Annotated in this window: 24 protein-coding genes; 17 read left to right on the top strand and 7 right to left on the bottom strand. The window is 74.5% G+C overall.

What is annotated here, in order from left to right; translation table 11 throughout:
- The 4 genes from AB7F12_RS19235 to AB7F12_RS19220 are packed head-to-tail and all read right to left on the bottom strand — an operon-like array spanning window position 1 to window position 3978.
- The gene (locus AB7F12_RS19235) at window positions 1-369 is read right to left on the bottom strand and encodes a VOC family protein (protein ID WP_428498400.1); all 369 of its coding nucleotides are present in this window, start codon (window positions 367-369) and stop codon (window positions 1-3) included.
- A 36-nt stretch (window positions 370-405) separates the two neighbouring features.
- Window positions 406-1641 carry a threonine ammonia-lyase IlvA gene (gene ilvA / locus AB7F12_RS19230; RefSeq protein ID WP_428498401.1) on the bottom strand — a complete coding sequence of 412 codons (1236 nt, stop codon included), beginning with the start codon at window positions 1639-1641 and terminating at the stop codon, window positions 406-408.
- A gap of 56 nt (window positions 1642-1697) precedes the next feature.
- A complete protein-coding gene (locus AB7F12_RS19225; RefSeq protein WP_428498402.1) occupies window positions 1698-2414 on the bottom strand; it encodes a TIGR03089 family protein in 717 nt (238 codons plus the stop codon).
- Window positions 2415-2463: 49 nt separating this feature from the next.
- Complete coding sequence (locus AB7F12_RS19220; protein WP_428498403.1) at window positions 2464-3978, bottom strand: LCP family protein; 1515 nt, start codon at window positions 3976-3978, stop codon at window positions 2464-2466.
- 176 nt (window positions 3979-4154) lie between these two features.
- On the opposite strand from AB7F12_RS19220, the gene AB7F12_RS19215 reads away from it, so the two are divergent.
- The 9 genes from AB7F12_RS19215 (at window position 4155) to AB7F12_RS19175 (ending at window position 12728) form a co-directional block, all read left to right on the top strand.
- Window positions 4155-4982 (top strand): glycosyltransferase, encoded by an 828-nt coding sequence (locus AB7F12_RS19215; protein ID WP_428498404.1) that lies wholly within the window; start codon window positions 4155-4157, stop codon window positions 4980-4982.
- A 157-nt stretch (window positions 4983-5139) separates the two neighbouring features.
- Window positions 5140-6369 carry a hypothetical protein gene (locus AB7F12_RS19210; protein WP_428498405.1) on the top strand — a complete coding sequence of 410 codons (1230 nt, stop codon included), beginning with the start codon at window positions 5140-5142 and terminating at the stop codon, window positions 6367-6369.
- Window positions 6370-6467: 98 nt separating this feature from the next.
- Complete coding sequence (locus tag AB7F12_RS19205) at window positions 6468-7223, top strand: hypothetical protein (RefSeq protein WP_428498406.1); 756 nt, start codon at window positions 6468-6470, stop codon at window positions 7221-7223.
- Between the two features lie 21 nt (window positions 7224-7244).
- The gene (locus AB7F12_RS19200) at window positions 7245-8315 is read left to right on the top strand and encodes a sugar phosphate nucleotidyltransferase (protein ID WP_428498422.1); all 1071 of its coding nucleotides are present in this window, start codon (window positions 7245-7247) and stop codon (window positions 8313-8315) included.
- Complete coding sequence (locus AB7F12_RS19195) at window positions 8315-9232, top strand: DNA-3-methyladenine glycosylase family protein (RefSeq protein WP_428498407.1); 918 nt, start codon at window positions 8315-8317, stop codon at window positions 9230-9232. The genes AB7F12_RS19200 and AB7F12_RS19195 overlap by 1 nt, the downstream gene beginning before the upstream one ends.
- A 28-nt stretch (window positions 9233-9260) precedes the next feature.
- Window positions 9261-9746, top strand: a complete 486-nt coding sequence (locus tag AB7F12_RS19190; RefSeq protein WP_428498408.1) for a glutathione peroxidase — start codon at window positions 9261-9263, stop codon at window positions 9744-9746.
- Window positions 9747-9812: 66 nt separating this feature from the next.
- Entirely contained in the window at window positions 9813-10820 is a 1008-nt protein-coding gene (gene cofD / locus AB7F12_RS19185) for a 2-phospho-L-lactate transferase (RefSeq protein ID WP_428498409.1), read from the top strand.
- Entirely contained in the window at window positions 10813-12165 is a 1353-nt protein-coding gene (locus AB7F12_RS19180; RefSeq protein ID WP_428498410.1) for a coenzyme F420-0:L-glutamate ligase, read from the top strand. Before cofD ends, AB7F12_RS19180 begins: the two co-directional genes overlap by 8 nt.
- Entirely contained in the window at window positions 12159-12728 is a 570-nt protein-coding gene (locus AB7F12_RS19175; protein WP_428498411.1) for an NUDIX hydrolase, read from the top strand. The genes AB7F12_RS19180 and AB7F12_RS19175 overlap by 7 nt, the downstream gene beginning before the upstream one ends.
- On the opposite strand, the gene AB7F12_RS19170 is transcribed toward AB7F12_RS19175, so the two are convergent.
- Entirely contained in the window at window positions 12701-13465 is a 765-nt protein-coding gene (locus AB7F12_RS19170) for a site-2 protease family protein (protein WP_428498412.1), read from the bottom strand. The two genes, AB7F12_RS19175 and AB7F12_RS19170, sit on opposite strands and share 28 nt — an antisense overlap.
- Window positions 13466-13691: 226 nt before the next feature.
- Between AB7F12_RS19170 and AB7F12_RS19165 the strand changes: the two genes are divergently transcribed.
- Window positions 13692-13937, top strand: a complete 246-nt coding sequence (locus tag AB7F12_RS19165; RefSeq protein WP_428498423.1) for a WhiB family transcriptional regulator — start codon at window positions 13692-13694, stop codon at window positions 13935-13937.
- 1088 nt (window positions 13938-15025) lie between these two features.
- Here AB7F12_RS19165 and AB7F12_RS19160 read toward each other — a convergent pair.
- Entirely contained in the window at window positions 15026-15505 is a 480-nt protein-coding gene (locus AB7F12_RS19160) for a metallopeptidase family protein (RefSeq protein ID WP_428498413.1), read from the bottom strand.
- A gap of 88 nt (window positions 15506-15593) precedes the next feature.
- On the opposite strand from AB7F12_RS19160, the gene AB7F12_RS19155 reads away from it, so the two are divergent.
- The 6 genes from AB7F12_RS19155 to AB7F12_RS19130 all read left to right on the top strand — a co-directional run bounded on the left by AB7F12_RS19155 (window position 15594) and on the right by AB7F12_RS19130 (window position 21121).
- Window positions 15594-15962, top strand: coding sequence for a DUF3499 domain-containing protein (locus AB7F12_RS19155; protein WP_428498414.1), 369 nt, complete (start codon window positions 15594-15596; stop codon window positions 15960-15962).
- A 51-nt stretch (window positions 15963-16013) separates the two neighbouring features.
- Window positions 16014-17369: a phosphomannomutase/phosphoglucomutase gene (locus tag AB7F12_RS19150; protein WP_428498415.1), complete on the top strand. Its 1356-nt coding sequence runs from the start codon at window positions 16014-16016 to the stop codon at window positions 17367-17369.
- A gap of 157 nt (window positions 17370-17526) precedes the next feature.
- Window positions 17527-17757 (top strand): Trm112 family protein, encoded by a 231-nt coding sequence (locus AB7F12_RS19145; RefSeq protein ID WP_428498416.1) that lies wholly within the window; start codon window positions 17527-17529, stop codon window positions 17755-17757.
- Window positions 17758-17761: 4 nt separating this feature from the next.
- Complete coding sequence (locus AB7F12_RS19140) at window positions 17762-18850, top strand: hypothetical protein (RefSeq protein WP_428498417.1); 1089 nt, start codon at window positions 17762-17764, stop codon at window positions 18848-18850.
- A gap of 52 nt (window positions 18851-18902) precedes the next feature.
- Entirely contained in the window at window positions 18903-20117 is a 1215-nt protein-coding gene (manA, locus tag AB7F12_RS19135) for a mannose-6-phosphate isomerase, class I (RefSeq protein ID WP_428498418.1), read from the top strand.
- 80 nt (window positions 20118-20197) lie between these two features.
- Window positions 20198-21121, top strand: a complete 924-nt coding sequence (locus AB7F12_RS19130) for a cation diffusion facilitator family transporter (protein WP_428498419.1) — start codon at window positions 20198-20200, stop codon at window positions 21119-21121.
- Window positions 21122-21145: 24 nt separating this feature from the next.
- Here the strand turns inward: AB7F12_RS19130 and AB7F12_RS19125 are convergent, their stop codons facing one another.
- The gene (locus AB7F12_RS19125) at window positions 21146-21619 is read right to left on the bottom strand and encodes an Lrp/AsnC family transcriptional regulator (RefSeq protein ID WP_428498420.1); all 474 of its coding nucleotides are present in this window, start codon (window positions 21617-21619) and stop codon (window positions 21146-21148) included.
- A gap of 140 nt (window positions 21620-21759) precedes the next feature.
- On the opposite strand from AB7F12_RS19125, the gene ald reads away from it, so the two are divergent.
- Window positions 21760-22875 (top strand): alanine dehydrogenase, encoded by a 1116-nt coding sequence (ald, locus tag AB7F12_RS19120; protein WP_428498421.1) that lies wholly within the window; start codon window positions 21760-21762, stop codon window positions 22873-22875.
- Window positions 22876-22997: the final 122 nt, after the last annotated feature.

Here is a 22997-nt window from a genome sequence, read left to right as displayed (position 1 = left end):
TCACCGCTGTCCGGCGTCGTGCGGGTGCGCGACCACGTTGACGACCGTGCCGTCGGGCGTCCGCACGAAGAACCGCCGCGGCCCCCACTCCTCGTCGCTGATCGGGTGCACGATCTCGTACCCGTTGCGCTGGGCGAGGGCGTAGGCCTCGTCGACGTCGTCCACCCCGATCGACATGTCCGAGTCGACGGGCGCGGTCTTGTCGCCGGTGACGAGCTGGACGCCCGTCGTGTCGTTGCCCGGCGGGTGCAGGCTGACCACCCAGCCGAGGTCGAAGGCGACGTCGAGACCGAACATCCCCTGCCAGAACGCCTTCGCGGCCTCGGGGTCGGTCACAGGCCGGTTGACCAGCATCTTGGTGACGCGCATGACCCGACCGTAGCCCCGCGCCCCCGAGTGTGAGGCTCAGAGCAGGAAGCGGAACTGGGGGCTGTCGGGCGGGATGCGCTCGATGTGCGGGGGAGCGGCCTGCATGCGGGCGAGCAGGCCCTCGAGGTCCTCGGGCCGCCCCATCTCGATCCCGACGAGCGCGGGGCCGGTCTCCCGGTTGTTGCGCTTGACGTACTCGAACAAGGTGATGTCGTCGTCGGGGCCGAGGACGTCGTCGAGGAAGGCGCGCAGCGCGCCCGGCTCCTGGGGGAAGTCGACGAGGAAGTAGTGCTTGCGGCCCTCGTGGATCAGGGCCCGTTCGACGACCTCGGCGTAGCGGCTGACGTCGTTGTTCCCGCCCGACAGCACGCACACGGTGACCGAACCGCGGGGGATCGGCAGCGAGTCGAGCGCGGCGGTGGCCAGCGCGCCCGCGGGCTCGGCGATGATCCCGTCGGTCTGGTAGAGCGCGAGCATCTCGGTGCACACCCGGCCCTCGGCCACCGGCGTGAGGTTCACGGCGGCGTCGCGGACGATCGGGAACGTGGTGTCGCCGACGCGGCGGACGGCAGCGCCGTCGACGAACGGGTCGAGGTCGGTGAGCGGCACCGGACCACCGGCGGCCAGGGCCGCGGTCATGCTGGCCGCCCCGGCGGGCTCGACGCCCTCGATCCGGACACCGCTGTGACGTTCCCGCAGGTAGGTGGTCACCCCGGCGAGCAGCCCGCCACCGCCGACGGGCACGACGACGATGTCGGGCTCGCCGCCGAGCTGGGCGACGATCTCGCGGGCGACGGTGCCCTGCCCGGCGACGGTGCGGGCGTCGTCGAACGCGGGGACGAGGGTGGCGCCGTGGCGTTCGGCGTCGATCGCGGCGGCCGCGGCGGCGTCGTCGTACGCGTTGCCGACGACGATCACCTCGACGACCTTCCCGCCCAGCTTGGCGACGCGGTCGCGCTTCTGCCGGGGCGTGGTCCGGGGCAGGTAGACCCGCGCCTTCACCCCGAGCCGTGCGCAGGCGAACGCGACGCCCTGGGCGTGGTTACCGGCGCTCGCGCAGACGACACCGCGCTCGCGCTCGTCCGGGGACAGCTGGGAGATGAGGTTGTATGCGCCGCGGATCTTGTAGGAGCGGACGGGCTGGAGATCCTCGCGCTTGAGCCACACCTCGCCGCCCACGGCGTCGGACAGGCGGGGCGAGAGCTGCAGCGGGCTCGGCCCGATGACCGCGCGCAGCCGTTCGGCCGCGAGGTCGACGTCTGCAGCGGTCACGGTGTCCACCCGACAACGGTGCCACGTTGCCCGCGCGGGACCGACGGCGACCCAGCTCAGAGCCTGCGCGTGCACTTCTCCGCGGCGGCGCGGCCGATCACCTTCCCCATGTCGGGGTTGCGGCACTGCACGAGCGACGACCCGACCGCCAGCACGGACAGCAGCCCGTCGACGACGCCGTCCAGGCTCGACCACTCGGCCATCGACAGGACGCGGTCGGCCGGGGTGATGTCGAGCTCCCCCGCGCGGCGCCGGGCGGCGGCCGCGGTGTCGGCGACGGACAGGCCACCCAGGGCGGGTGCCGTGTCGGGAACGGGCTCCCAGGGAACGAAGTCGTCGCCGTGCCCGCGGACCTCGGTGGCGTAGTCGACGACCCCGTCGGGCAGGCCGGAGAGGCCCTTCCCGAACGCGTCGAGCGACAGCGCGACCACCCCGCCGGACGGCGAGGCGGCCAGCGCGAGGTCGAGGCGGTCGGCGTCGCAGAGGACCCATTCGGCGTCGGCCGGATCGGCGACGACGTGCGCCCCGCACCACCACGCGCCCAGCAGCACGGCGGCGGTCTGCCAGTGCGCGGGCAGCAGCACCGCGACGGGTGTGCCGGTCTCGACGTCGCACTCGTCGCGCAGCATGTTCGCCGTCTTCGCGGCCCAGTTGGCCGTCGTGAGCCCGGAGAGCTCGATGCGCTCGCCGGTCGCGTCGTCGTAGAAGGTGATCAGCGGGCGGGCCGGGTTCGCGGCGAGGATCGGGTCGAGCAGGGTGGCGGTCAACGTCACGGATCAGGCCTCACGGGGTCGTTCACACGGGTGCGTCGTCGAGGGTGGATCAGTCGATGCACGGTACGCCGCCGGCGTTGACGGCGCCGCCGCCCGCCGCCGGGGCCCCCGTGCCGGTGGGCGCGGTCGTGGTGGTGCTCCCGGCACCGGTGGCCCTGTCGGTGCCCAGGACGACCTGGACGCGGCCCGCGGGGGCGTCGGCGGCCTTCTCGACGGGCAGCCCGAGCGTCGCGGCGACCGCCTCGGCGCCGGCCCGGGCGGCGTCGGTGGAGTAGCGGACGGCCGAGGTCGGCCGGGAGGCGACGTTGCCGACCGTGCCGCGGACGTACCCGGCGGCGCCGAGCGTGTCGGCGACCTGCCCCGCGAGGCCGGTGGCGCCGCTGGCGTTGCCGACGTCGACGGTCACGGTCCTCGGGGCGACGGCGGGTGCGTCGTCCGCGGCGGGCGGGGTGGTGTCGGGGGCGTTCTCGGTCGCCTCGGCGCGGTCGGTGACGAACTTCTTCACCTGGCCGGGGTCGACGAGCACGACGTCACCACGGCTGTTGGTGGTCCCGCCCCGGGTGGGGATCGTCATGAACTCGAGGTTGCCCGCGGCGATGTCGGAGGCCTGCCGGGCGAACCCGAGGATGTCCCAGCCGGAGTCGATGACCAGCGACTTCTGTGCGGCGTCGATCAGCGCGTTCAGTGTCGACGGGTTGGTGAGGGTGCCGCTGGAGAGGATCTTGTCGGCCATCGCGGCGAGGAACACCTGCTGGCGACGGATGCGCGACAGGTCGCCCTCGGGCAGGCCGTGGCGCTGCCGGACGAACGCCAGCGCGGCCGCCCCGGAGATGGTCTGCGGACCGGCGGGGAAGTTCGCCCCGGACAGCTCGTCGCTCACCGGGTTCTTGAGGCACACGTCGACGCCGCCGACGGCCTGGGTGAGGTTGTAGAACCCCAGCAGGTTGATCTCGGCGTAGTGGTCGACGTGGACGCCGGTGAGGTCCTGCACGGTCTCGATCAGCTTGCTGCGGCCCGCCGCCGACGACTCCTGGTCGACCTCCTTGGCGCTCTTGCCGCCCGCCTTGACCAGCTCCTCGGCCTTGAGCGCCTTCGACGCCGGGTAGGCCGCGTTGATCTTGTCCATGCGGTAGCCGGGGATGTCGACGTAGGAGTCGCGCGGGATCGAGAACGCCACCGCCGCGCCGCCGTCGGGGGGCAGGTGCAGCAGGATGATCGTGTCGGAGTTGAGCACCCCGGTGTCGGCGCCGCTGTGCAGCGCGTCGGTCACCGCCTTGGGCAGCGGGTTGCCCTGCGCGTCGGTCCGGCTGTCGACGCCGACCAGCAGGATGTTGAGGCCCTCGCCGTCGTCACCGCCGAAGATCACGTCGGTCGTCGTGAGACCCGAGGTGACGTCGCGGTAGAGCCCCCACGCCGAGCCGGTGACGGCGAGCACGAGCACCGACGCGACGACGGTCGCGATCCGCAGCCTGCGGCCCCAGTCCGGCGGGGCCTGGGCGGGGGTGTCGTCGTCGGGGGCGGGGCGTGAGCGGGGACGCTCAGTCAGCGCGGTCCGCTGGTTCACGTGGCCCCTCCCCCCGTCGATGTGCGCCGGGGCGGCCGCTGCCCGGGGTCGCTCTCGGCGTCACACACTGTGCAACATCCGGCGCCGACCCGGGCGGTGATCCAGACGGCGTGTCGCCAACCGCACCCCCGGGGCACCCCCGGAGTGCTCACAGCGTCGCACTAACCTCACCGACCGTGTCCGAGCCGTTCTCGTTGCTCCTCCCGGTGTGGGCGGGTGACCGGCCCGACTTCCTCGCCGCAGCGTTCCGGTCCAGCGTCGACGCGCAGCACCGCCGCCCCGACGAGGTGGTGATCGTCCGGGACGGCCCCGTCGGCGCCGAGCTCACCGCGTGCCTCGACGAGCTCGTCGCGTCGTCCCCCGTCCCGGTGCGGGTGCTCGCGCTGGAGCGCAACGTCGGTCTCGGACCCGCCCTCGACGCGGGCCTGGAGGCGTGCGTCCACGACGTCGTCGCCCGCATGGACTCCGACGACGTCTCCGAACCGCAGCGCTTCGCCGTCCAGCTGCCGATCGTCGAGGCCGGTGCCGACCTCGTCGGGTCCGGGCTGATCGAGTTCGCCGACGACGCCGCCGTCGAGGTCGGCAGGCGCACCCCGCCGACGGACCCGCGCGACATCGCCGTCCGCGCCCGCTTCGCCGACCCCTTCAACCACCCGACGGTCGTGCTGCGCCGCGAGCTGGTCCGCCGTGTCGGCGGCTACGGCGACTTCGCGCTCATGGAGGACTACCACCTCTGGGCGAAGATGCTGATGGCCGGCGCGCGGGTGGCCAACGTGGCCGAGCCGCTCGTGCGCTACCGCGTCGGTGCCGGCGCCTACGCACGCCGCGGGGGGCTCGGGCAGCTGCGCGCGGAGCTGGGCCTGCAGCGCCGGTTCCGGGCGATGGGCTTCACGACGTGGCCGCAGTTCGCCCGCAACGTGCTCGTCCGCGGCGGGTACCGCCTCGTGCCCGAGGCCGTGCGCCGCATGGCCTACCGCCGGGTCGTCGCGGTGCACCGGTCCTGAGCGGCGGTCCGCCCGGGCGGACCGCCGCGACGACGGCCGCGGACCGCCGGCACGGCCCGGGACTATCCCGACACCCGACGGGGTAGTCCTGTCACACCCCGACGCCGCGCCGTGCACCGGCGGCGCGGGCGGGAGCGTCCCACCACGGGAGGTGGCCATGACCGACGCGACCACGGAGCCGCCCGTCCCGCACACGCGCCCCCGCCCCGGCCCGGACGCCGAGTTCGCCCCCGACCGGGAGCCCCCGGACCTCGACCGGGCGCACGGTGATCCCGACCGCGGGCTACGCGACCCCGGCCCCGTGCCCGACGCGACCGACCCGGCTGCCGGTGCCGGTCCCGTCCCCGACGCGCCCGCACCGATCGACGAGCTCGCCCCCGTGCCGCCGCTCGACACCACACCCGCCGCCGGGCCGACCGACGCCGGCCTGCCCGACCCCGCCCTGGGGATGGCCGGGGCCACCGACGCGGTCGACGGCGTCGACACCGTCGGGCCCCCCGGCGGCGCACCGGCCGCAGCCGGGCCGGTGCCCGGCCCGCCCCGGCTGCCGCAGCGCATCGCCGAACCGCTCACCGAGCGCGGCCGCGACCTGCTCCGCCGCGACCTGGCCCTCGACGCCGTCGAGGTGCTGCGCCAGGCCGTCGCCGCGGGGGAGCCGTCGTCACCCGACGTGCTCGCCGACGCCTACCTCGACAGCGGCAGCTTCCACGCCGCCGCCGAATGGCTGAGCCTGCTCGTCGCCCGCGGGTACGTGCGGTTCGCCGGCAGGCTCGGCGTCGCACTCGCCGAGACCGGGGACCGCGACGGCGCCGAGGAGGCGCTGCGGCTCGCGATCGCCAACGGGGAGTCGGCAGCCGCCAACGACCTCGGAATCCTGTTGCGCGACATGGGCCGCGACGCCGAGGCCGTGCAGGTCCTCGTCCGTGCCGCCGACCACGGCGACGGCCAGGCCGCCGACAACCTCGTCTCCTTCCTCCTCGACGCCGACGAGCTCGTCCCCGCCGTCGCCGCCGCCGAGCGCTACTACGACACGTCGCGACCCGACACCGTCGTCGCGCTCGCCGACGCCCGGGCCGCCGCCCGCCGCGACGCGGAGGCCGAGCAGCTCTACCGCCTCGCCGACGAGCTCGGTGCCCTGCGCGCGCACGTCGCCTACGCGACCTTCCTGCTCGCCACCCGCGCCGACCGGTCGCACGCCGAACACGAGCTGCGCGAGGCGGTCCGCCACCGCGAGCCGGGCGCGTCCGCAGCGCTGGGGGTGTTCCTGGTCGAGGACGGCCGCGTCGCGGAGGGTCGCGACCAGCTCGTCGCCGGGGCGTCGTCGGGCGACCGCGCCGCCGCCGCCGCGCTCGCCGAGCTGGACGGCGACGACCCCGACGACGACTGACCGTCCCACCGCCGCGGGCGTCGACGAGAACCGACCGTCCCGCCGCCGCGGGCGTCACGGTGGGCGGATCGCCGGGAGCGCCGGTTAGGGTCGGGCGCGTGGACGCGGGGTTGCCGGGCTGTGCCGTCGTGATCGCCGGTCACGCGCCTGCCGATCAGGTACAGCGATGCATCGACTCGATCGGGCCGGCGAAGACCGTCGTCCACGTCGCCGGCGATCCGCCGCCGCCCGTCACCCCCGGCGTCACCGCGCTCGACCTGGGCGAGCGCCTGGGCCGGCCCGCCGCCGTGAACCGCGCGGTCGCCGCCGTCGCCGGCGACGTCGAGTTCGTGCTGGTCAGCGAACCCGGGATCGTGTGGGACGAGGGGGCCGTCGAGGTGCTCCTGGCCGCCGCCCGGGCCACCCCACGTGCCGGTGCGCTGGTGCCGCGGCTGCGTGGCACGACCGTCCCGGCCGCCCCCGGTGACCGGCTGCTCTCCCGACTCGTGGCGGGCGGCGGCGACGCCGCCGTCCCCGGGCCCGCCGCGCTGATGCGGCGCGCCGCGCTGGACTCCACCGGCGGCTGGGACGCTCGGCTGCCGGTGCCGTACGCCGACCTCGACCTCGCCGACCGGCTCGACGCGGCGGGCTGGCTCCGGGTCGCCGTGCCGGCCGCGGAGGCGGTGCGGGACGCTGTGGGGGACATCCCGGAGTCGGCGCAGGAACGCCACGCCGGGGCCCGGCGGCTGGTCCGCGCCCGCACGCGCGGCGCGACGCGGGCCGTCGCCGGCGCGGTGCTCGCCGCCCGCCGGGTGGTCGGGCCGCGCGCCCGGGGTTCCGGCGACGTGACCGCCCCGGGCGAGCTGTGTGAGTGACGAGGGAGACGACAGACCGTGCTGCACGACGTCGAGGCCGTGGTGCTGGTCGGGGGCCAGGGCACCCGGCTGCGGCCGCTGACCCTGTCGGCGCCGAAGCCGATGCTGCCGACGGCCGGGGTGCCGTTCCTCGCCCACCTGCTGTCGCGGATCCGGGCGGCCGGGGTGCGCCGGGTGGTGCTGGGCACGTCGTACCTCGCGCAGACCTTCGAGGAGCACTTCGGCGACGGCGACGCGCTGGGCCTCGACCTCACCTACGTCGTGGAGACCGAACCGCTCGGCACCGGCGGGGGGATCCGCAACGTCGCCGGGCACCTCACCGCCGACGAGATCCTGGTGTTCAACGGTGACGTGCTGTGCGGGACCGACCTGCGCGCGGTCGTCGGCACCCACCGCGAGACGAAGGCCGACGTGACGCTGCACCTGGTCCGGGTGCCTGATCCGCGGGCATACGGCTGTGTCCCGACCGACGAGGACAGCCGGGTCCTGGAGTTCCTGGAGAAGACGCCCGAGCCGCCGACCGACCAGATCAACGCCGGCTGCTACGTCTTCCGCCGCGAGGTGCTGGAAGGCATTCCGGCGGGCCGGCCGGTGTCGGTGGAGCGCGAGACGTTCCCGGGGCTGCTGGCCGCGGGGGCACGGGTGTCGGGCCACGTCGACGATGCCTACTGGCGCGACATGGGCACCCCCGCCGACCTGGTGCAGGGCTCGGCCGACCTGGTCCGCGGCATCGCGCCGTCGGCGGCGCTGCCCGGCCCCACGGGTGACCTGCTGGCCCTCGCGGGGGCCGAGATCGCGGGCGATGCGCACGTCGCGGGCGGCACCGTCGTCGGCAGGGGCGCCGTCGTGGGGGCGGGGGCGCGGGTCGTGGGCAGCATGCTCTACGACGGGGCGGTCGTCGCCGAGGGCGCGGTCGTCGAGAACTCGGTGGTCGGCCGCAACGCGCGGGTGGCGGCCGGGGCGGTCGTCGCCGACGGCGTGCTCGGCGACGACGTGGTCGTCGGCGAGCTGTGCGAGCTGCGCGGCGGCCTGCGGGTGTGGCCGGGCGTGGTCCTGCCGCCGCGCGGTGTGCGGTTCTCCCCGGACGTGTAGTGACGGGCCCGGTCGAGCGCGAGTGGCGTCCCGACTTCCGTCTCGATCTGACGGGGGTCCTGGCGCCGCTGCGCCGCGGCCGGGGTGATCCCACGTGGCACTCGGCGGCCGACGGCGCCGCGGTCTGGCGCACCGGCACGACCCCGGACGGCGCGGCCACGCTGCGGCTGTCGCGGCGGGCCGACGGCACGGTCGTCGCGGCGGCCTGGGGCCCCGGGGCGGTGTGGAGCGTCGACCGGCTCCCGCAGCTGCTCGGCGCGGGCGACGACCCGGACTCGTTCGTCGCCCACCACCCGCTGATCGCCGACGCCGCGCGCCGGCTGCAGGGACTGCGGCTGGGCGCGACGGGCCGCGTGTGGGACCAGCTGTTCCCGGCCGTGCTCGAGCAGAAGGTCACCGGGACCGAGGCGCGCCGGTCGTGGCGGGAGTTGTGCCGACGGTTCGGGGAGCCGGCCCCCGGGCCGGTGCCGGAGGGGATGCGGGTGCCGCCGACACCCGCGCAGACCCGCGCGATCCCCGACTGGGAGTGGCACCGCGCAGGGGTCGACTCGGCGCGGCGGCGGGCGATCCTCGCCGCGGCGGCGGTCGCGCACCGGCTGGAGGCCGCGGCCGAGCTGGGCGGCGAGGAGGGCCGCATCCTGCTGCGCCGCGTCCCGGGGATCGGGGTGTGGACGGCTGCGGAGATCGCGCAGCGCGCCTGGGGCGACGCGGACGCCGTGAGCTTCGGCGACTTCCACATCCCGACGGTCGTGGGCTGGGCGCTCGTCGGCCGCCCCCTCGACGACGCGGGGATGCTCGAGGTGCTCGCGCCCTATGCGCCGCAACGGCACCGGGCCGTCCGCTACGTCGAGCTGTCGGGGTTCCGCCGGCCCCGGTTCGGCCCGCGGTTCTCCCCGCGCGACTACCGCGCGATGTGAGGGTCCGCCGCGGCGTAGCGTGCTGATCATGGCTCCCGTTCTCGACGCCGACATCGCCGCTCTCGACGGCGGCGCCCTCCCCGACCTGACCGGACGGACCGTGCTGGTCGTCAACGTCGCCTCGCGCTGCGGCCTGACGCCGCAGTACACCGCCCTGGAGGAGCTGCAGGAACGCTTCGGCGACCGCGGCCTCACCGTGCTGGGCGTGCCGTGCAACCAGTTCGGCGGCCAGGAGCCGGGCTCGGCGGAGGAGATCGCGACCTTCTGCTCCACCACCTACGGCGTGAGCTTCCCGCTGACGGAGAAGATCGAGGTCAACGGCCCCGGCCGGCACCCGCTCTACCAGCGGCTCACCGAGCACCCCGACGCGTCGGGGGAGGCGGGCGACGTGCAGTGGAACTTCGAGAAGTTCCTGCTCGCCCCCGACGGCTCGGTCGTCGCCCGGTTCCGGCCGCGTACCGAGCCCGGGTCCGACGAGGTGGTCGCGGCCGTCACCGCCGCGCTCCCGTCGTGACTGTCGGTGCCTCGACGTAGGGTCTCGGGGTGAACGTCGCGAGGAGAGTCGCGTGAAGGTCGTCGCGTGAAGGTCACCGTGCTGGTCGGAGGGGTCGGGGGCGCCCGGTTCCTGCTCGGGGTGAAGGCTGCGCTGGGCCTGCCCGCCGTCGGTCCGGGCCCCGACGACGCGCCGCACGAGGTCACCGCCGTCGTCAACGTGGGCGACGACATCTGGCTGCACGGCCTGCGGGTCTGCCCCGATCTCGACACGTGCATGTACACCCTCGGCGGCGGGATAGACACCGAGCGCGGGTGGGGGCGGGCCGGCGAGTCGTGGACGGTCGGGGAGGAGCTCGCCGCCTACGGCGCCGACCCCGACTGGTTCTCCCTCGGCGACCGCGACATCGCCACGCACCTCGTCCGCACCCGGATGTTGCGCGCCGGGTACCCGCTGTCCCAGGTCACCGAGGCGCTGTGCCACCGCTGGCGGCCGGGGGTGCGGCTGCTGCCGGTCTCCGACGACCGGGTGGAGACGCACGTCGTCATCGACAACCCCGACGCCGCCGCCCCGGACGCGCCGCCGCAGGTCGCGGTGCACTTCCAGGAGTGGTGGGTGCGTCACCAGGCCAAGCCCGCGGCGCACCGGTTCGCATCCGTCGGCGCGGAGGAGGCCCGGGTACTGCCCGAGGTCCGCGACGCGCTGGAGTCGTCCGACGTCGTCCTCGTCGCACCGTCCAACCCGGTGGTGAGCATCGGCACCGTGATCGGCGTCCCCGGCATGGCGCAGGCCCTGGTCGCGACGCCGGCGAAGATCGTCGGTGTCTCCCCGATCGTCGGGGGCGCGCCGGTGCGCGGGATGGCCGACGCGTGCCTGACCACGATCGGGGTCGAGACCTCGGCGGCCGGCGTCGGCGCGCACTACGGCGGGCGCGGCACGGGCGGCCTGCTCGACGGCTGGCTGGTGGCCCCGGGCGACGGGCACGAGCTGCCCGGGGCGCAGGTCCGCGAGGTCCCGCTGATGATGACCGACGTCGAGGCCACCGCGGCGATGGTCCGGGCGGCGTTCGAGCTGGCCGGGGTCCAGGGTGGCTGAGGCTCCCGGCGACCACGCCGCACCCGACGGGATCACCGTCCGCCCGGTCCGTGGGCTGCCGGAGTTCCGCCCCGGCGACGACGTGGCCGCCGCGATCGCGGGGGCCGCGCCCTGGCTCGCCGACGGCGACGTCGTCGTCGTCACCAGCAAGATCGTGTCCAAGGCCGAGGGCAGGCTCGTCACCGCACCGCAGGACCCGGAGGAGCGCGACGCGCTGCGCCGCCGCCTCGTCGACGAGGAGACCGAGCGTGTCGTCGCCCGCCGGGGCCGCACCCTGATCGTGGCGAGCAAGCTCGGCCTCGTGCAGGCGGCGGCCGGCATCGACGCGTCCAACGTCCGTCGCGACGAGCTGGCCCTGCTCCCGGTCGACCCCGACGCCAGCGCCCAGCGGCTGCGTGCGGGCCTCGCAGCGGCGCTGGGTGTCGACGTCGCCGTCGTCGTCACCGACACGATGGGCCGCACCTGGCGGGTCGGGCAGACCGACGTCGCGATCGGCTCGGCCGGGCTCGCCGTGCTGCACAGCTACGGCGGTGCGACCGACGCCGAGGGCAACGAGCTCGTCGTCACCGAGGTCGCGATCGCCGACGAGGTCGCCGCCGCGGCGGACCTCGCGAAGGGCAAGCTCGGGGGGCAGCCGGTCGCGGTGGTCCGCGGCATGCGGCCCGTCGACGACGGCTCCGGCGCCCGCGACCTCGTCCGTGGCCTCGACGACGACCTGTTCAGCCTCGGCACCGAGGAGGCGCTCGCGCAGGGCCGCGGCGAGGCTGTCCTGCTGCGCCGCAGCTCGCGCAGCTTCGCCCCCGACCCGGTCGACGCCGACGCCCTGCGCCGCGCCGTCGGCGTCGCGCTCACCGCCCCGGCACCCCACCATTCCTCGCCGTTCCGCTTCGGCTGGGTCCGCGATCCCGGGCGGCGCACCGCGCTGCTCGACGCGATGCGCGACCGCTGGCAGGCCGACCTGGAGGCCGACGCCCGCCCCGCCGACGAGGTGGCCCGCCGCCTCGCCCGCGGCGACCTGCTGCGCCGCGCCCCCGAGCTGGTGCTCGCCTTCCGCACGGGCGACGGCGCGCAGCCCTACCCCGACCCGGTCCGCACCGCGGCCGAGCGTGACATGTTCACCGTCGCCGGCGGCGCGGCCGTGCAGTCGCTGCTGGTCGCGCTCGCCGCCGAGGGCCTGGCGTCGTGCTGGGTGGGGTCGACGATCTTCGCGGGCGACACCGTCCGCGCGGTGCTGGACCTCCCCGACGACTGGCAGCCGCTCGGTGCCGTCGCCGTCGGCGTGCCCGACGAGCCGCTCACACCCCGCCCACCGCGCGACCCGGCGGCGGGGCTGGTCGAGTGGTAGCCCCCGCCGCCGCGGCCACCGAGCTGCAGGCATGGACTCCCGGGAAGAGCGGGCAGGAGGCGCTGCGGCACGCGCTGCTGGCGTTCCTCGACGCCCGCCCCGACGACGCGTGCGACCGGTCCTGCGTTCCCGGGCACCTCACGGCGTCGGCGCTGGTGCTCGACGCGAGCGGCGCGCACACCCTGCTCACCTTGCATCGCCGGCTCCACCGCTGGGTCCAGCTGGGCGGGCACTGCGAACCCGGCGACGGGTCGCTGCGTGCCGCGGCCCTGCGGGAGGCCACCGAGGAGTCCGGAATCGACGGGCTCACGATCTCCGAGCACCCGCTGCACATCGACGTCCACCCCGTGACCTGCTCGCTCGGGGTGCCGACCCGTCATCTCGACGTGCGCTACCTCGTCCGCGCACCGGAGGGTGCCCAGCCGCGCATCTCCGACGAGTCGCTCGACCTGCGGTGGTGGCCGGTCGACGCCGTGCCCTCGGACAGTGACACCGTCGCCGAGATGGTCGCGGCCGCGGCGCTGCTCGACGTGCGTCAGCGCCAGAACAGCAGCTCGGTGTAGCCGTAGGCGGCCGCGGCGTCGCTGCCGCCGATGCCGTCGAAGATCCACGAGGAGATGGCGAAGAACACCTGCTGTGCCTGGCTGAACGAGATCAGCACGACGAACAGCACGAGCGGTGCCCACGGCCGGACCTTCGCGGCGACCTGCCGGGCACCCGGCGGCAGGTACGGCTCGAGCACGCCGAACCCGTCGAGACCCGGGATCGGCAGGATGTTGAGCACGAAGGCCAGCACCTGGATGAGCGCCAGTGCCGACAGCCCGATGACGAGGCCGTAGGGCATCGAGATGTTCGCCACGGCGAGGGTGAGCAGCGCGCCCAGCACCAGGTTCGTCGCCGGACCGGCCAGCGAGATCAGGCTGCGCGCGGCCCGGGAACGGACGAGGCCGTGGTTGATCCACACGGCGCCGCCCGGCAGCGGGATGCCCCCGATCAGCAGGAACAGGATCGGCAGCACGAACGAGAGCCCGACGTCGGTGTAGCGACGGATGTCGAGCGTCAGGTACCCCTTGTCGCGGACGGTGACGTCACCGGCACGGTAGGCGACGAGGGCGTGCCCGAACTCGTGCAGGCACAGCGACACGGTCCAGCCGCCGAGGACGAGCAGCACGATTCCCGTGGTCAGCGCCACGGAGGAGTGCGGTTGCAGCGGAACGGCTCCGGCGAGGGCCGCGACGACGCCGCCGACGACGGACACCCCGAGCAGCAGCAAGAACCATGGACTCAATCGGTTGGACACGCCTGACACTTGACCAGTCTGCCGAACGGGCGACCGAAGGGGTGGAACGCGTCACCCGGACGGCCGCCCCAACTTGCCAAGGACCGAGCCACAGCGATGTACTTACGCCGGTGTCATTCGCCGGGGCGCGGGGAGAGGTGGGCGAGTGAACGTGATCAGTGACACACTTCAGTTGGTCGGGGTCGAGTTCGTGGACACGGCGGCTCCTGGGGGGGACGTCGTCTACATCGACGTCCTCTCCGAAGCCGACGCGGAACCGGACTGGCAGGAAAAGGCGCTCTGCGCCCAGACCGATCCCGAGGCGTTCTTCCCGGAGAAGGGTGGATCGACCCGGGAGGCCAAACGGATCTGTGCCGGGTGCGAGGTCCGGGCCGAGTGCCTGGAGTACGCACTCGCGCAGGACGAGCGGTTCGGGATCTGGGGCGGCCTGTCCGAGCGGGAACGTCGACGACTCCGGCGCGCCGCGGTCTGACCGCGGCGAGAACTGGTTGCGCCGCAAAGGACCGGGGGGTCCGCGCGGAGCAGCCGGGAGGCCGAGGACGGCCGTCCATACAGGACGGTCGGGCTCGGAGCGCAACGTCCGAACAGGACACCGGGCTAGATCTGTCTGCACCTGGACCGTTCGGTGCCGGTTGCGGCGCTGCGGCGCAGGTGGTGCCCGTCGGGCTGCGTGGACGTCGTCGACGTGCCCGGAGCACGGGGTGGTGCCCGGCCTGTCGCCGTCGGGGCCGACGAGGCCGGCCGTCGTGTCCGGACGCTGCGAGGGTCTCGTCCGGAGCCCGACGACCGCCGAGGACCGGACGTGCGTCGGCGTGTCGGCGCGCTCCGGGCGTGTCGCGTCCGGGACTGTCGTCACGCCCAGCCGCAAGGTCCGTTCGCGTGAGTGTCGCCCGTGGGTGCAGGGACCTCACGGAGCGTGACGGCGTGTCGGTGTGCATGTCGCCCTGACGGCGGCGCCCAAGAGTCCGATCGGTCAAGATCGCGGCGACCCCTCGGAGCGCCGGGCTGCTGCGGCGGCCGTGTCGTCGGTGCGCCACGCCGACCCTGACAACACCCTCGTCGGGTCGGGTCGGGTCGGGTCGGGTCGGGTCGGGTCGGGTCGGCCGGCCGTGTCGTCAGCGCGCGGGATGGAGCGCTGGTGCCACGCTCGCCGGGTTTGGCAGGGTCGGCCGTGTCGTGAGTGCGCGGGGCGGAGCGCTGGTGATGCGCTCGTCGGACTTGGCGGGGTCGGCCGTGTTGTGAGTGCGCGGGATGGAGCGCTGGTGATGCGCTCGCCGGGCCGGCCGCCGGCCGTGTCCTCAGCGCGTGGGGGCGACGCTCGTGACGCGCTCGGTGGGCATCGTGGGGCCGGCCGTGTTCTCAGCGCGCTGCGGTGACCCTCGCAGCACGCTCGCCGGCTACGGCGGAGGCCGGGTTGTCGCCCCGCCGGGATGAGGGCTCGGCGGCGGTGTGGGGCGGGGACGTGTCGTCAGCGTGTCGGGCGGACGCCGGTGACACGCTCGGCGGGGCGTGGTGCCCGCCCGAGGGACCGCCCGCCGTTCGGCGCGGCGGGAGGCGCGGTTACTCGGCCCCGCCGTCGACGGCGTCGGGCTCGATGTTGAGGTACTCCGCGACCTGCTCGACGAGGACCTCGTGCAGCAGGTCGGCCAGGTCGGCCCCGCCGCGGGCGCGGGCCTCCAGCGGCCTGCGGTAGATGACGATGCGGGCGCGCGAGGGCAGGCCGCGGTGGTCGACACCCGCGGGAACGAGCTGCGCGAGCGGCACCCCCACGTCGGCGAGGACACCTGTGGCCCAGACGACCTCGTCGGGTGAGGTCTCCTCCACCTCGGGGACCTCGTCGACGGCCAGGTCGAGCTCGGCGAGCTCGGGGCCCCAGCGCAGTTCGATGGGCTCGAGCGCCTCCAGGACCAGCTGGTCGAACTTCTCTGCGCGGGTGCGGGAGGCGGGCAACGTCGGCGGGTAGAGCAGGCCGCGCAGGCCGCGGCCCCGGCGGTCACGCCGGCGGGGCGAGCGGCGCAGGGTGCGGCGCGCGGTGGTCACCCACGGAATCTTACGGCTGCACCACCCACCCGGTCTCGCCGCGCGTCGCAGTGGGGAGTCGCGGGCCGCAGGCGCTATCGTCGCGGATGTGCTGAGTGTGCGGAGGTGTTCGCGGACCGGGTGCACCGAGCTCGCGGTGGCCACGCTCACCTATGTGTATGCGGATTCGACCGCTGTGGTGGGCCCGTTGGCCACGCAGGCGGAGCCGCACTCGTACGACCTGTGCACGGCGCACGCGCACCGGCTCACGGCCCCACGGGGCTGGGAGGTCGTCCGGTTCGAGGGCGAGTTCGCCCCGCCGCAGCCGACCGCCGACGACCTGACGGCGCTGGCCGAGGCCGTGCGCGAGGCCGGGCGTGCCGACCGCCCGCTCGACCCGTCGCCGCCGGTACCGGCCCAGGGTGGTACCGGCCGTCGCGGCCACCTGCGGGTCCTGCCGGGCTCCGGCGAGGGCTGAGCGGACCGCACCGCCGGAGGGCTGTCGGTGGCCCCCGATAGGGTTCCGTGCGTGTCCGACCTGTCCTCGATCGTCAAGGCCTACGACATCCGCGGTGTCGTGGGCGAGCAGCTCGACGCGGAGACGGTGCGCGCGATCGGCGCCGCACTGGCCCGGCTCGTCGGCGCCGAGGGCGCGCGGTCGGTCGTCGTGGGGCGCGACATGCGCGACTCGTCGCCCGCGCTCGCGGCCGCGTTCGCCGAGGGTGTGACCGGGCAGGGGCTCGACGTCGTCGACATCGGCCTGGCCAGCACCGACATGCTGTACTTCGCCGCGGGCACGCTCGACGTGCCGGGCGCGATGTTCACCGCGAGCCACAACCCTGCGAGGTACAACGGGATCAAGCTGTGCCGGGCGGGCGCCACCCCGATCGGGCAGGACACCGGCCTGGTCGCTCTGCGCGAGGCCGTCGAGGCCGGGGTGCCGGCGGGTCCCGGCGGGGGCCGCGTCGAGCAGCGTGACCTGCTCGAGGGTTACGCGGCGCACCTGCGCGGGCTGGTCGACCTGTCGGGCGCGCGGCCGTTGAAGATCGTCGTCGACGCGGGCAACGGCATGGGCGGGTTCACCGTGCCGGCCGTGTTCGCGCCGCTGCCGTTCGCGGTCGTCCCGCTGTACTTCGAGCTCGACGGGAACTTCCCCAACCACGAGGCGAACCCGCTCGATCCGGCCAACCTGGTCGACCTGCAGAAGGCCGTGGTCGCCGAGGGTGCCGACATCGGGCTGGCCTTCGACGGCGACGCCGACCGCTGCTTCGCGGTCGACGAGCGCGGCGAGCCGGTGAGTCCCAGCGCCATCACGGCGCTGGTCGCGGCGCGTGAGCTGGCGAAGTCGCCGGGGGACACGGTCATCCACAACCTCATCACCTCCCGCGCGGTCTCCGAGATCGTCGCGGAGCTGGGCGGTACGGCCGTCCGCACCCGGGTGGGGCACTCGTTCATCAAGCAGACGATGGCCGAGACGGGCGCGGTGTTCGGCGGTGAGCACTCGGCGCACTACTACTTCCGCGACTTCTGGCGGGCCGACTCCGGGATGCTCGCCGGGCTGCACGTCCTGGCGGCGCTCGCGGAGCAGGACGGCCCGTTGTCGGCGTTGATGGCCGGCTACGAGCGCTACGCCGCCTCCGGCGAGATCAACTCGACGGTGGCCGACCAGGCCGGGCGGGTCGCCGCGGTCCGCGAGGTGTTCGGCGCGCGCGCCGGCACCCGGTTCGACGAGCTGGACGGCCTCACCGTCGCCCTCGCCGACGGGTCGTGGTTCAACCTGCGCGCCTCCAACACCGAGCCCCTGCTGCGGCTCAACGTGGAGGCCGCCGACGACGCGGCCGTCGCCGCGCTGCGCGACGAGGTCCTGGCGATCGTGCGGGCCTGAGTCCCTGCGGCCGTCGACACCACACAGACACCGCACACACCGATCCGCAGGTGGTCGGTCCGGTACCCGGACGGACCCGGCGCGGACCCGCCCGGGCTGGCAGCATCGCGGGTGGGGACGCCCGCCGCTGCGACCCGATGCAGGAAAGAGGAGGACCGTGGCCATCGAGCTCGACCCCCAGCTGCTCGACATCCTGGCGTGCCCGTCGGAGGACCACGCCCCGCTGCGGGTCGGTGCCCCGGGCGACCCCGATGCGGAGGTGCTCACCTGCACCTCGTGCGGCCGCCGGTTCCCCGTCGTCGACGGGATCCCGGTACTCCTGCTCGACGAGGCGATCCCGGCGGCCGACACGGCGCCCGGCGGGGCCGGTTCACGTGGCGACGGGTGAGCCGGTGCTCGACGACACCCTGCTGCTCGACGCGGCGGCGCTCGCGGCCGTCGACACCGGGGGCGTGCTGCGTGCCGCCGCCACCGCGGGTGCGCAGGTCCGTTCGGCCGCGCTGAGCGTCGGGGAGGCCGGCGTGGCCGACCTCGTGGGGCAACGGCCGCGGGCGCTGGTCCTGGTCCGCCGCCCCGGCGCGTCGGCCACCGCGGCGCCGCTGGTCGCCGCGATGCTGGGGCCGGCGTGCCCGGTCCCGGTCGTCGTCAGCGACACCGTCCCGCTGTGGACGGGCCCGCTCGACGTCGTGGTCGTCCACACCGGCGACGCGACCGACGGCGAGCTCGCCGACTCCGTCGGGTCCGCGGTCCGCCGCGGCAGCGAGGTCGTGCTGTCGGCGCCGGGCGACGGTCCGGTCGCCGCGGCGGGGGCGGGGCGGGCGCGGCTCGTCGAGCCCCGGATTCCGGTGCCGCCGGGACTGGACCTGCCGCGGGCGTTGGCGGTCGGCCTGGCCGTCACCGGTGCGCTGGGCCTGCTCGGCGGCGGTTTCGACGTCCGTCTCGACACCCTTGCCGACGCGCTCGACGCCGAGGCCGAGCGCAACCAGCCCGGCCACGAGCCGTTCATGAACCCGGCGAAGTCGCTGGCCCTGCGGCTGGCCGACCACACGCCGCTGCTGTGGGGCGTCGACGCCGTCGCGGCGGCGGTCGCCGCGCACGGTGCCGCGTCGCTGGCCACGCACGCGGGGATCGTCGCCCACGCCGACGACGTCGGGCGGGCCGCGACGCTGTCGGGGCTGCGCCGGGCGCTGGAGTCGGGTGGTGCGGAGCGCGACGTGTTCCACGATCCGTTCGACGATCCGGCGCCGTCGGCGCCGGCGCCCCGGTTGATGCTGCTCGCCACGGGCGAGGACGAGCCCGGCCAGGTGCTGCTGCGCCGCACCGGGCGGCCGTGGCCGGTCGCCGACGTGCTGCATCCCGTCGAGGAGATCGTGCGCGGTACCCCGGACGCGGTACTGCTCCGGGCGGGCGTGCTCGCCGCCCGGCTGGACATCGCCGCCGTGTATCTCGGACTGGCGACCCGTACCATCGAACCGGCCTGACGACAGGCCCCCGCGACCGGGCCGACCGGCCCGAACGAGGAGCACGACAACCGTGGAGTTGCTGGACAACCCGGTGCGGCCCTACGCCTGGGGTTCCCGCACGGTGATCGCGGAGCTGCTCGGGCGTCCGTCGCCTTCGCCGCACCCGCAGGCCGAGCTGTGGCTCGGTGCGCACCCGGCCGATCCGTCGCACGTCGTGCGCGACGACGTCACGGCGGAGTCCCTCATCGAGCTCATCGACGCCGATCCCGACCGCGCCCTGGGTGCGGACCGGGCCGAGCGGTGGGGTGGGCGGCTCCCGTTCCTGCTGAAGGTCCTCGCCGCGGACGAGCCGCTGAGCCTGCAGGCCCATCCGAGCGCGGAGCAGGCCGCCGCCGGGTTCGCGCGGGAGAACGCGCTGGGCGTCGCGCCCGACGCGCCGGAGCGCAACTACCGCGACCCGAACCACAAGCCGGAGCTGATCTGCGCGCTCACCGAGTTCGACGCGCTCGTCGGGTTCCGGGAGGCCGAGGCGTCGGTCCGGTTCCTGCATGCGCTCGACGTGCAGGCCCTGGCCGCGTACGTGGAGCTGCTGGCCGCCCAGCCCGGCCCCGACGGCCTGCGCGCCCTGTTCACGACGTGGATCACGTTGCCCCAGTCGGTTCTCGACGACCTCGTCCCGGCCGCCCAGGAGGGCGCGGTGCGGCTCGCGGCGGGGAGCGGCGAGTGGTGCGCGGAGGCGCGGGTGGTCCTGGAGCTGTCGGAGCGCTATCCCGGCGACGCCGGGGTGCTGGCCGCGATGCTGCTCAACCACATCGTGCTGCAGCCGGGTGAGGCCCTGTACCTGCCCGCCGGCAACCTGCACGCCTACATGTCGGGTGCGGGTATCGAGGTCATGGCCAACTCCGACAACGTGCTGCGCGGCGGGCTCACCCCCAAGCACGTCGACGTCCCGGAGCTGCTGCGGGTGCTCGACTTCGAGGCGGCGCCGCCGCCGGTCTGCGACTGGAACGACGACAATGGCTGGGTTGCCTACGACACCCCGGCGGTGGAGTTCCGGTTGCGCCGTTTCGTCGCCGACGGTCCGCAGGCCTCGGTCGAGGTTCCCGACGGCGGTCCTCGCATCCTGATGGGGACGTCGGGGGCGGCGCTGGTGCGGTGCGAGGCGTCGGTGCTGAAGCTCGGCCCGGGTACCGCGGTGTTCCTGCCGGCGTCGGACCGGGGGGTCGTCGTCGACTCGGCGACGCCGGGCACCCAGCTCTTCCTCACGACCGACGGGCTGTCCTGACCGTGAGGCCGGTCGAGGTGTTTCGCTAGGGTTCGCACCGCGCCGGGACCCCGGCGGCGGACGAGCCCCGAGGAGCGGCGTTGTCGGCGAACGGTGGAACCAGGGCGATCATCGCGGCGTTGCTCGCCAACGCGGGGATCGCGGTCGCGAAGTTCATCGGGTTCGTGGTCACGGGGTCGTCGTCGATGCTGGCCGAGGCCGTGCACTCGGTCGCGGACACGTCGAACCAGGGCCTGCTGTTGTTCGGCGGCAACCGTGCGAAGCGTGCGGCCACGGCGGAGCACCCGTTCGGCTACGGGCGGGACCGCTACTTCTACTCCTTCATCGTCGCGCTGCTGCTGTTCACGCTGGGCTCGGTGTTCGCCCTCTACGAGGGCATCCACAAGCTGCAGCACCCCGAGGGGCTGACCACGCCGCTGGTCGCGGTGATCATCCTCCTGGTCGCGATCGTGCTGGAGGGCTTCTCGTTCCGCACCGCGATCCACGAGTCGCGCCCGCTCAAGGGGTCGAGCACGTGGTGGGGCTTCATCCGCCAGTCGAAGGTGCCGGAGCTGCCCGTCGTGCTGCTGGAGGACTTCGGCGCCCTGATCGGTCTGGTGCTGGCGCTGTTCGGTGTCGGGCTGACGGTGCTCACCGGCGACCCGGTGTGGGACTCGATCGGCACGCTCTGCATCGGCGCGTTGCTGGGCGTCATCGCGATCATCCTGATCATCGAGATGAAGAGCCTGCTGATCGGTGAGGGTGCGGTGGCGCCGGTGCTGTCCACGATCACGGAGTGCATCGAGAGCGGCGACGACGTCGTGCGGGTCATCCACATCCGCACCCAGTACCTGGGCCCGGAGGAGATGCTCGTCGCGGCGAAGATCGCGCTCACCCCGGGTATGCAGGTGGAGCAGGTCGCGACGGCGATCGACGCGGCCGAGGCGCGCGTGCGTGCCGCGGTCCCGGAGGCGCGGGTGATCTACCTGGAGCCCGACCTCGACCGGTCGGTCGTCTCGGGCTGAGCGGTCCCCGCGCTGTGCGGGCGGTCAGTGCGTCTGTGGTGGCCGGATGTGCTCGAAGATCAGGCTCGTGCGGGTGCCTGCGATGTCGGGGTGGGTGTTGAGGGTCATCACGAAGTCGCGCAGCGCCGCCGGGTCTGCTGTCGCGACACGCAGCATGTAGTCGTCGTCGCCGGCCAGGAAGTAGACGTCGCGCACCTCGGCGAGCCGTCCGACCCGGTCGACGAAGGCGGCGAGGTTGCTGCGGGCGTCGCTCTGGAGCCGGACCGAGATCATCGCCTGCAGCGGGTGCCCGACGGCGGCGGGGTCGACGTCGGCGTGGTAGCCGCGGATGACGCCGCGGTCGCGCAGCGCTCTGACGCGGGTCAGGCATGTGGACGCGGCGATGCCGGCGAGTTCGGCGAGCGCGTTGTTGGGGATGCGCGCGTCGCGTTCGAGGGCGCGCAGCAGCGTGCGGTCGACCTCGTCGAGCGGGGGCCGAACATCCTTCGGTGGCGGCACCCGTCCGACCGTCGATTTCGGTGTTACCTCATCCATCTCGTCTCCTGCAGAATTTTCTTCGACCACCATGACACAGGATCGAACGAAGTTCATCCTGGTGTCCCGGCGTCGCGTCGGACCCATCCCATCGGGAGGCCACTGTGAGAATTGCCGTTCCCCGTGAGGTCAAGGACAACGAGTTCCGGGTGGCGCTGACGCCCGCCGGGGTCCACGAGCTCGTCGGCCGCGGCCACGAGGTCGTCGTGGAGCAGGACGCCGGGGCCGGGTCCTCGATCACCGACGCCGACTACAAGGCCGCCGGCGCGCAGATCCTCACCGGCGCCGCCGAGGTCTGGGCGGCCGCCGACCTCCTGCTCAAGGTCAAGGAACCGGTCGAGTCGGAGTACCACCACCTGCGGCCCGACATGACGCTGTTCACCTACCTGCACCTCGCCGCCTCCGAGCCCTGCACCCGGGCGCTGCTCGACGCCGGCACCACGGCGGTCGCCTACGAGACCGTCCGCACCGCCGACGGCCGCCTCCCGTTGCTCGCCCCGATGAGCGAGGTCGCGGGCCGGCTCGCCACCCAGGTCGGCGCCTACCAGCTGATGCGCCCGGTCGGTGGCCGCGGCGTCCTGATGGGTGGGGTGCCCGGAACGCCGCCCGCGCGCGTGCTCGTCATCGGTGCGGGCGTGGCCGGTCGCAACGCCACCGCGATGGCCGTCGGACTGCACGCGGACGTCGTCGTCGCCGACGTGGACGTCGAGAAGCTGAAGTCGATCGACGCCGAGTACCACGGCCGGGTCCGCACGGCCTATTCCACCGCCTACGACCTGGAGCGCGAGCTGCTGGCGGCCGACCTCGTCGTCGGGGCCGTGCTCATCCCCGGTGCCAAGGCGCCCGAGCTCGTCACCGACGACGTGGTCGCGAGGATGCGGCCCGGGGCCGTGCTCGTCGACATCGCCATCGACCAGGGCGGCTGCTTCGAGGGTTCGCGGCCCACCACGCACGCCGACCCCGTCTTCCGCGTCCACGACACCGTCTACTACTGCGTGGCCAACATGCCGGGCGCGGTCCCGGAGACGTCCACCCGCGCGCTGACCAACGTGACGCTGCCCCACGTGCTGCGGCTGGCCGACCTCGGCACCCTCGGTGCGCTGCGTGCCGACGCCGCCCTGGCCGAGGGACTCAACACCTACGCGGGCGTGCTGACCAGCGGCGCGGTCGCGGCCGCCCACGGGCTGCCGGTCACCGCCGTGGCCGACGTCCTGGCCTGACTGTGAGGCTGGCGGTACCGGCCTGGTGATGGTGGGTTGGTGCGTGAGGACAGCGGGTGTGGCCCTTGCCCTGACTGGCCCTTCGGGTGCCTTCGAGGGGACTTGCCCGCCTGCTGTCCTCG

Source organism: Pseudonocardia sp. (assembly GCF_050250275.1).
Lineage (GTDB): Bacteria > Actinomycetota > Actinomycetes > Mycobacteriales > Pseudonocardiaceae > Pseudonocardia.
Note: the sequence above shows the minus strand (reverse complement) of the source record. Positions and strands in the feature narration are given on the sequence as shown.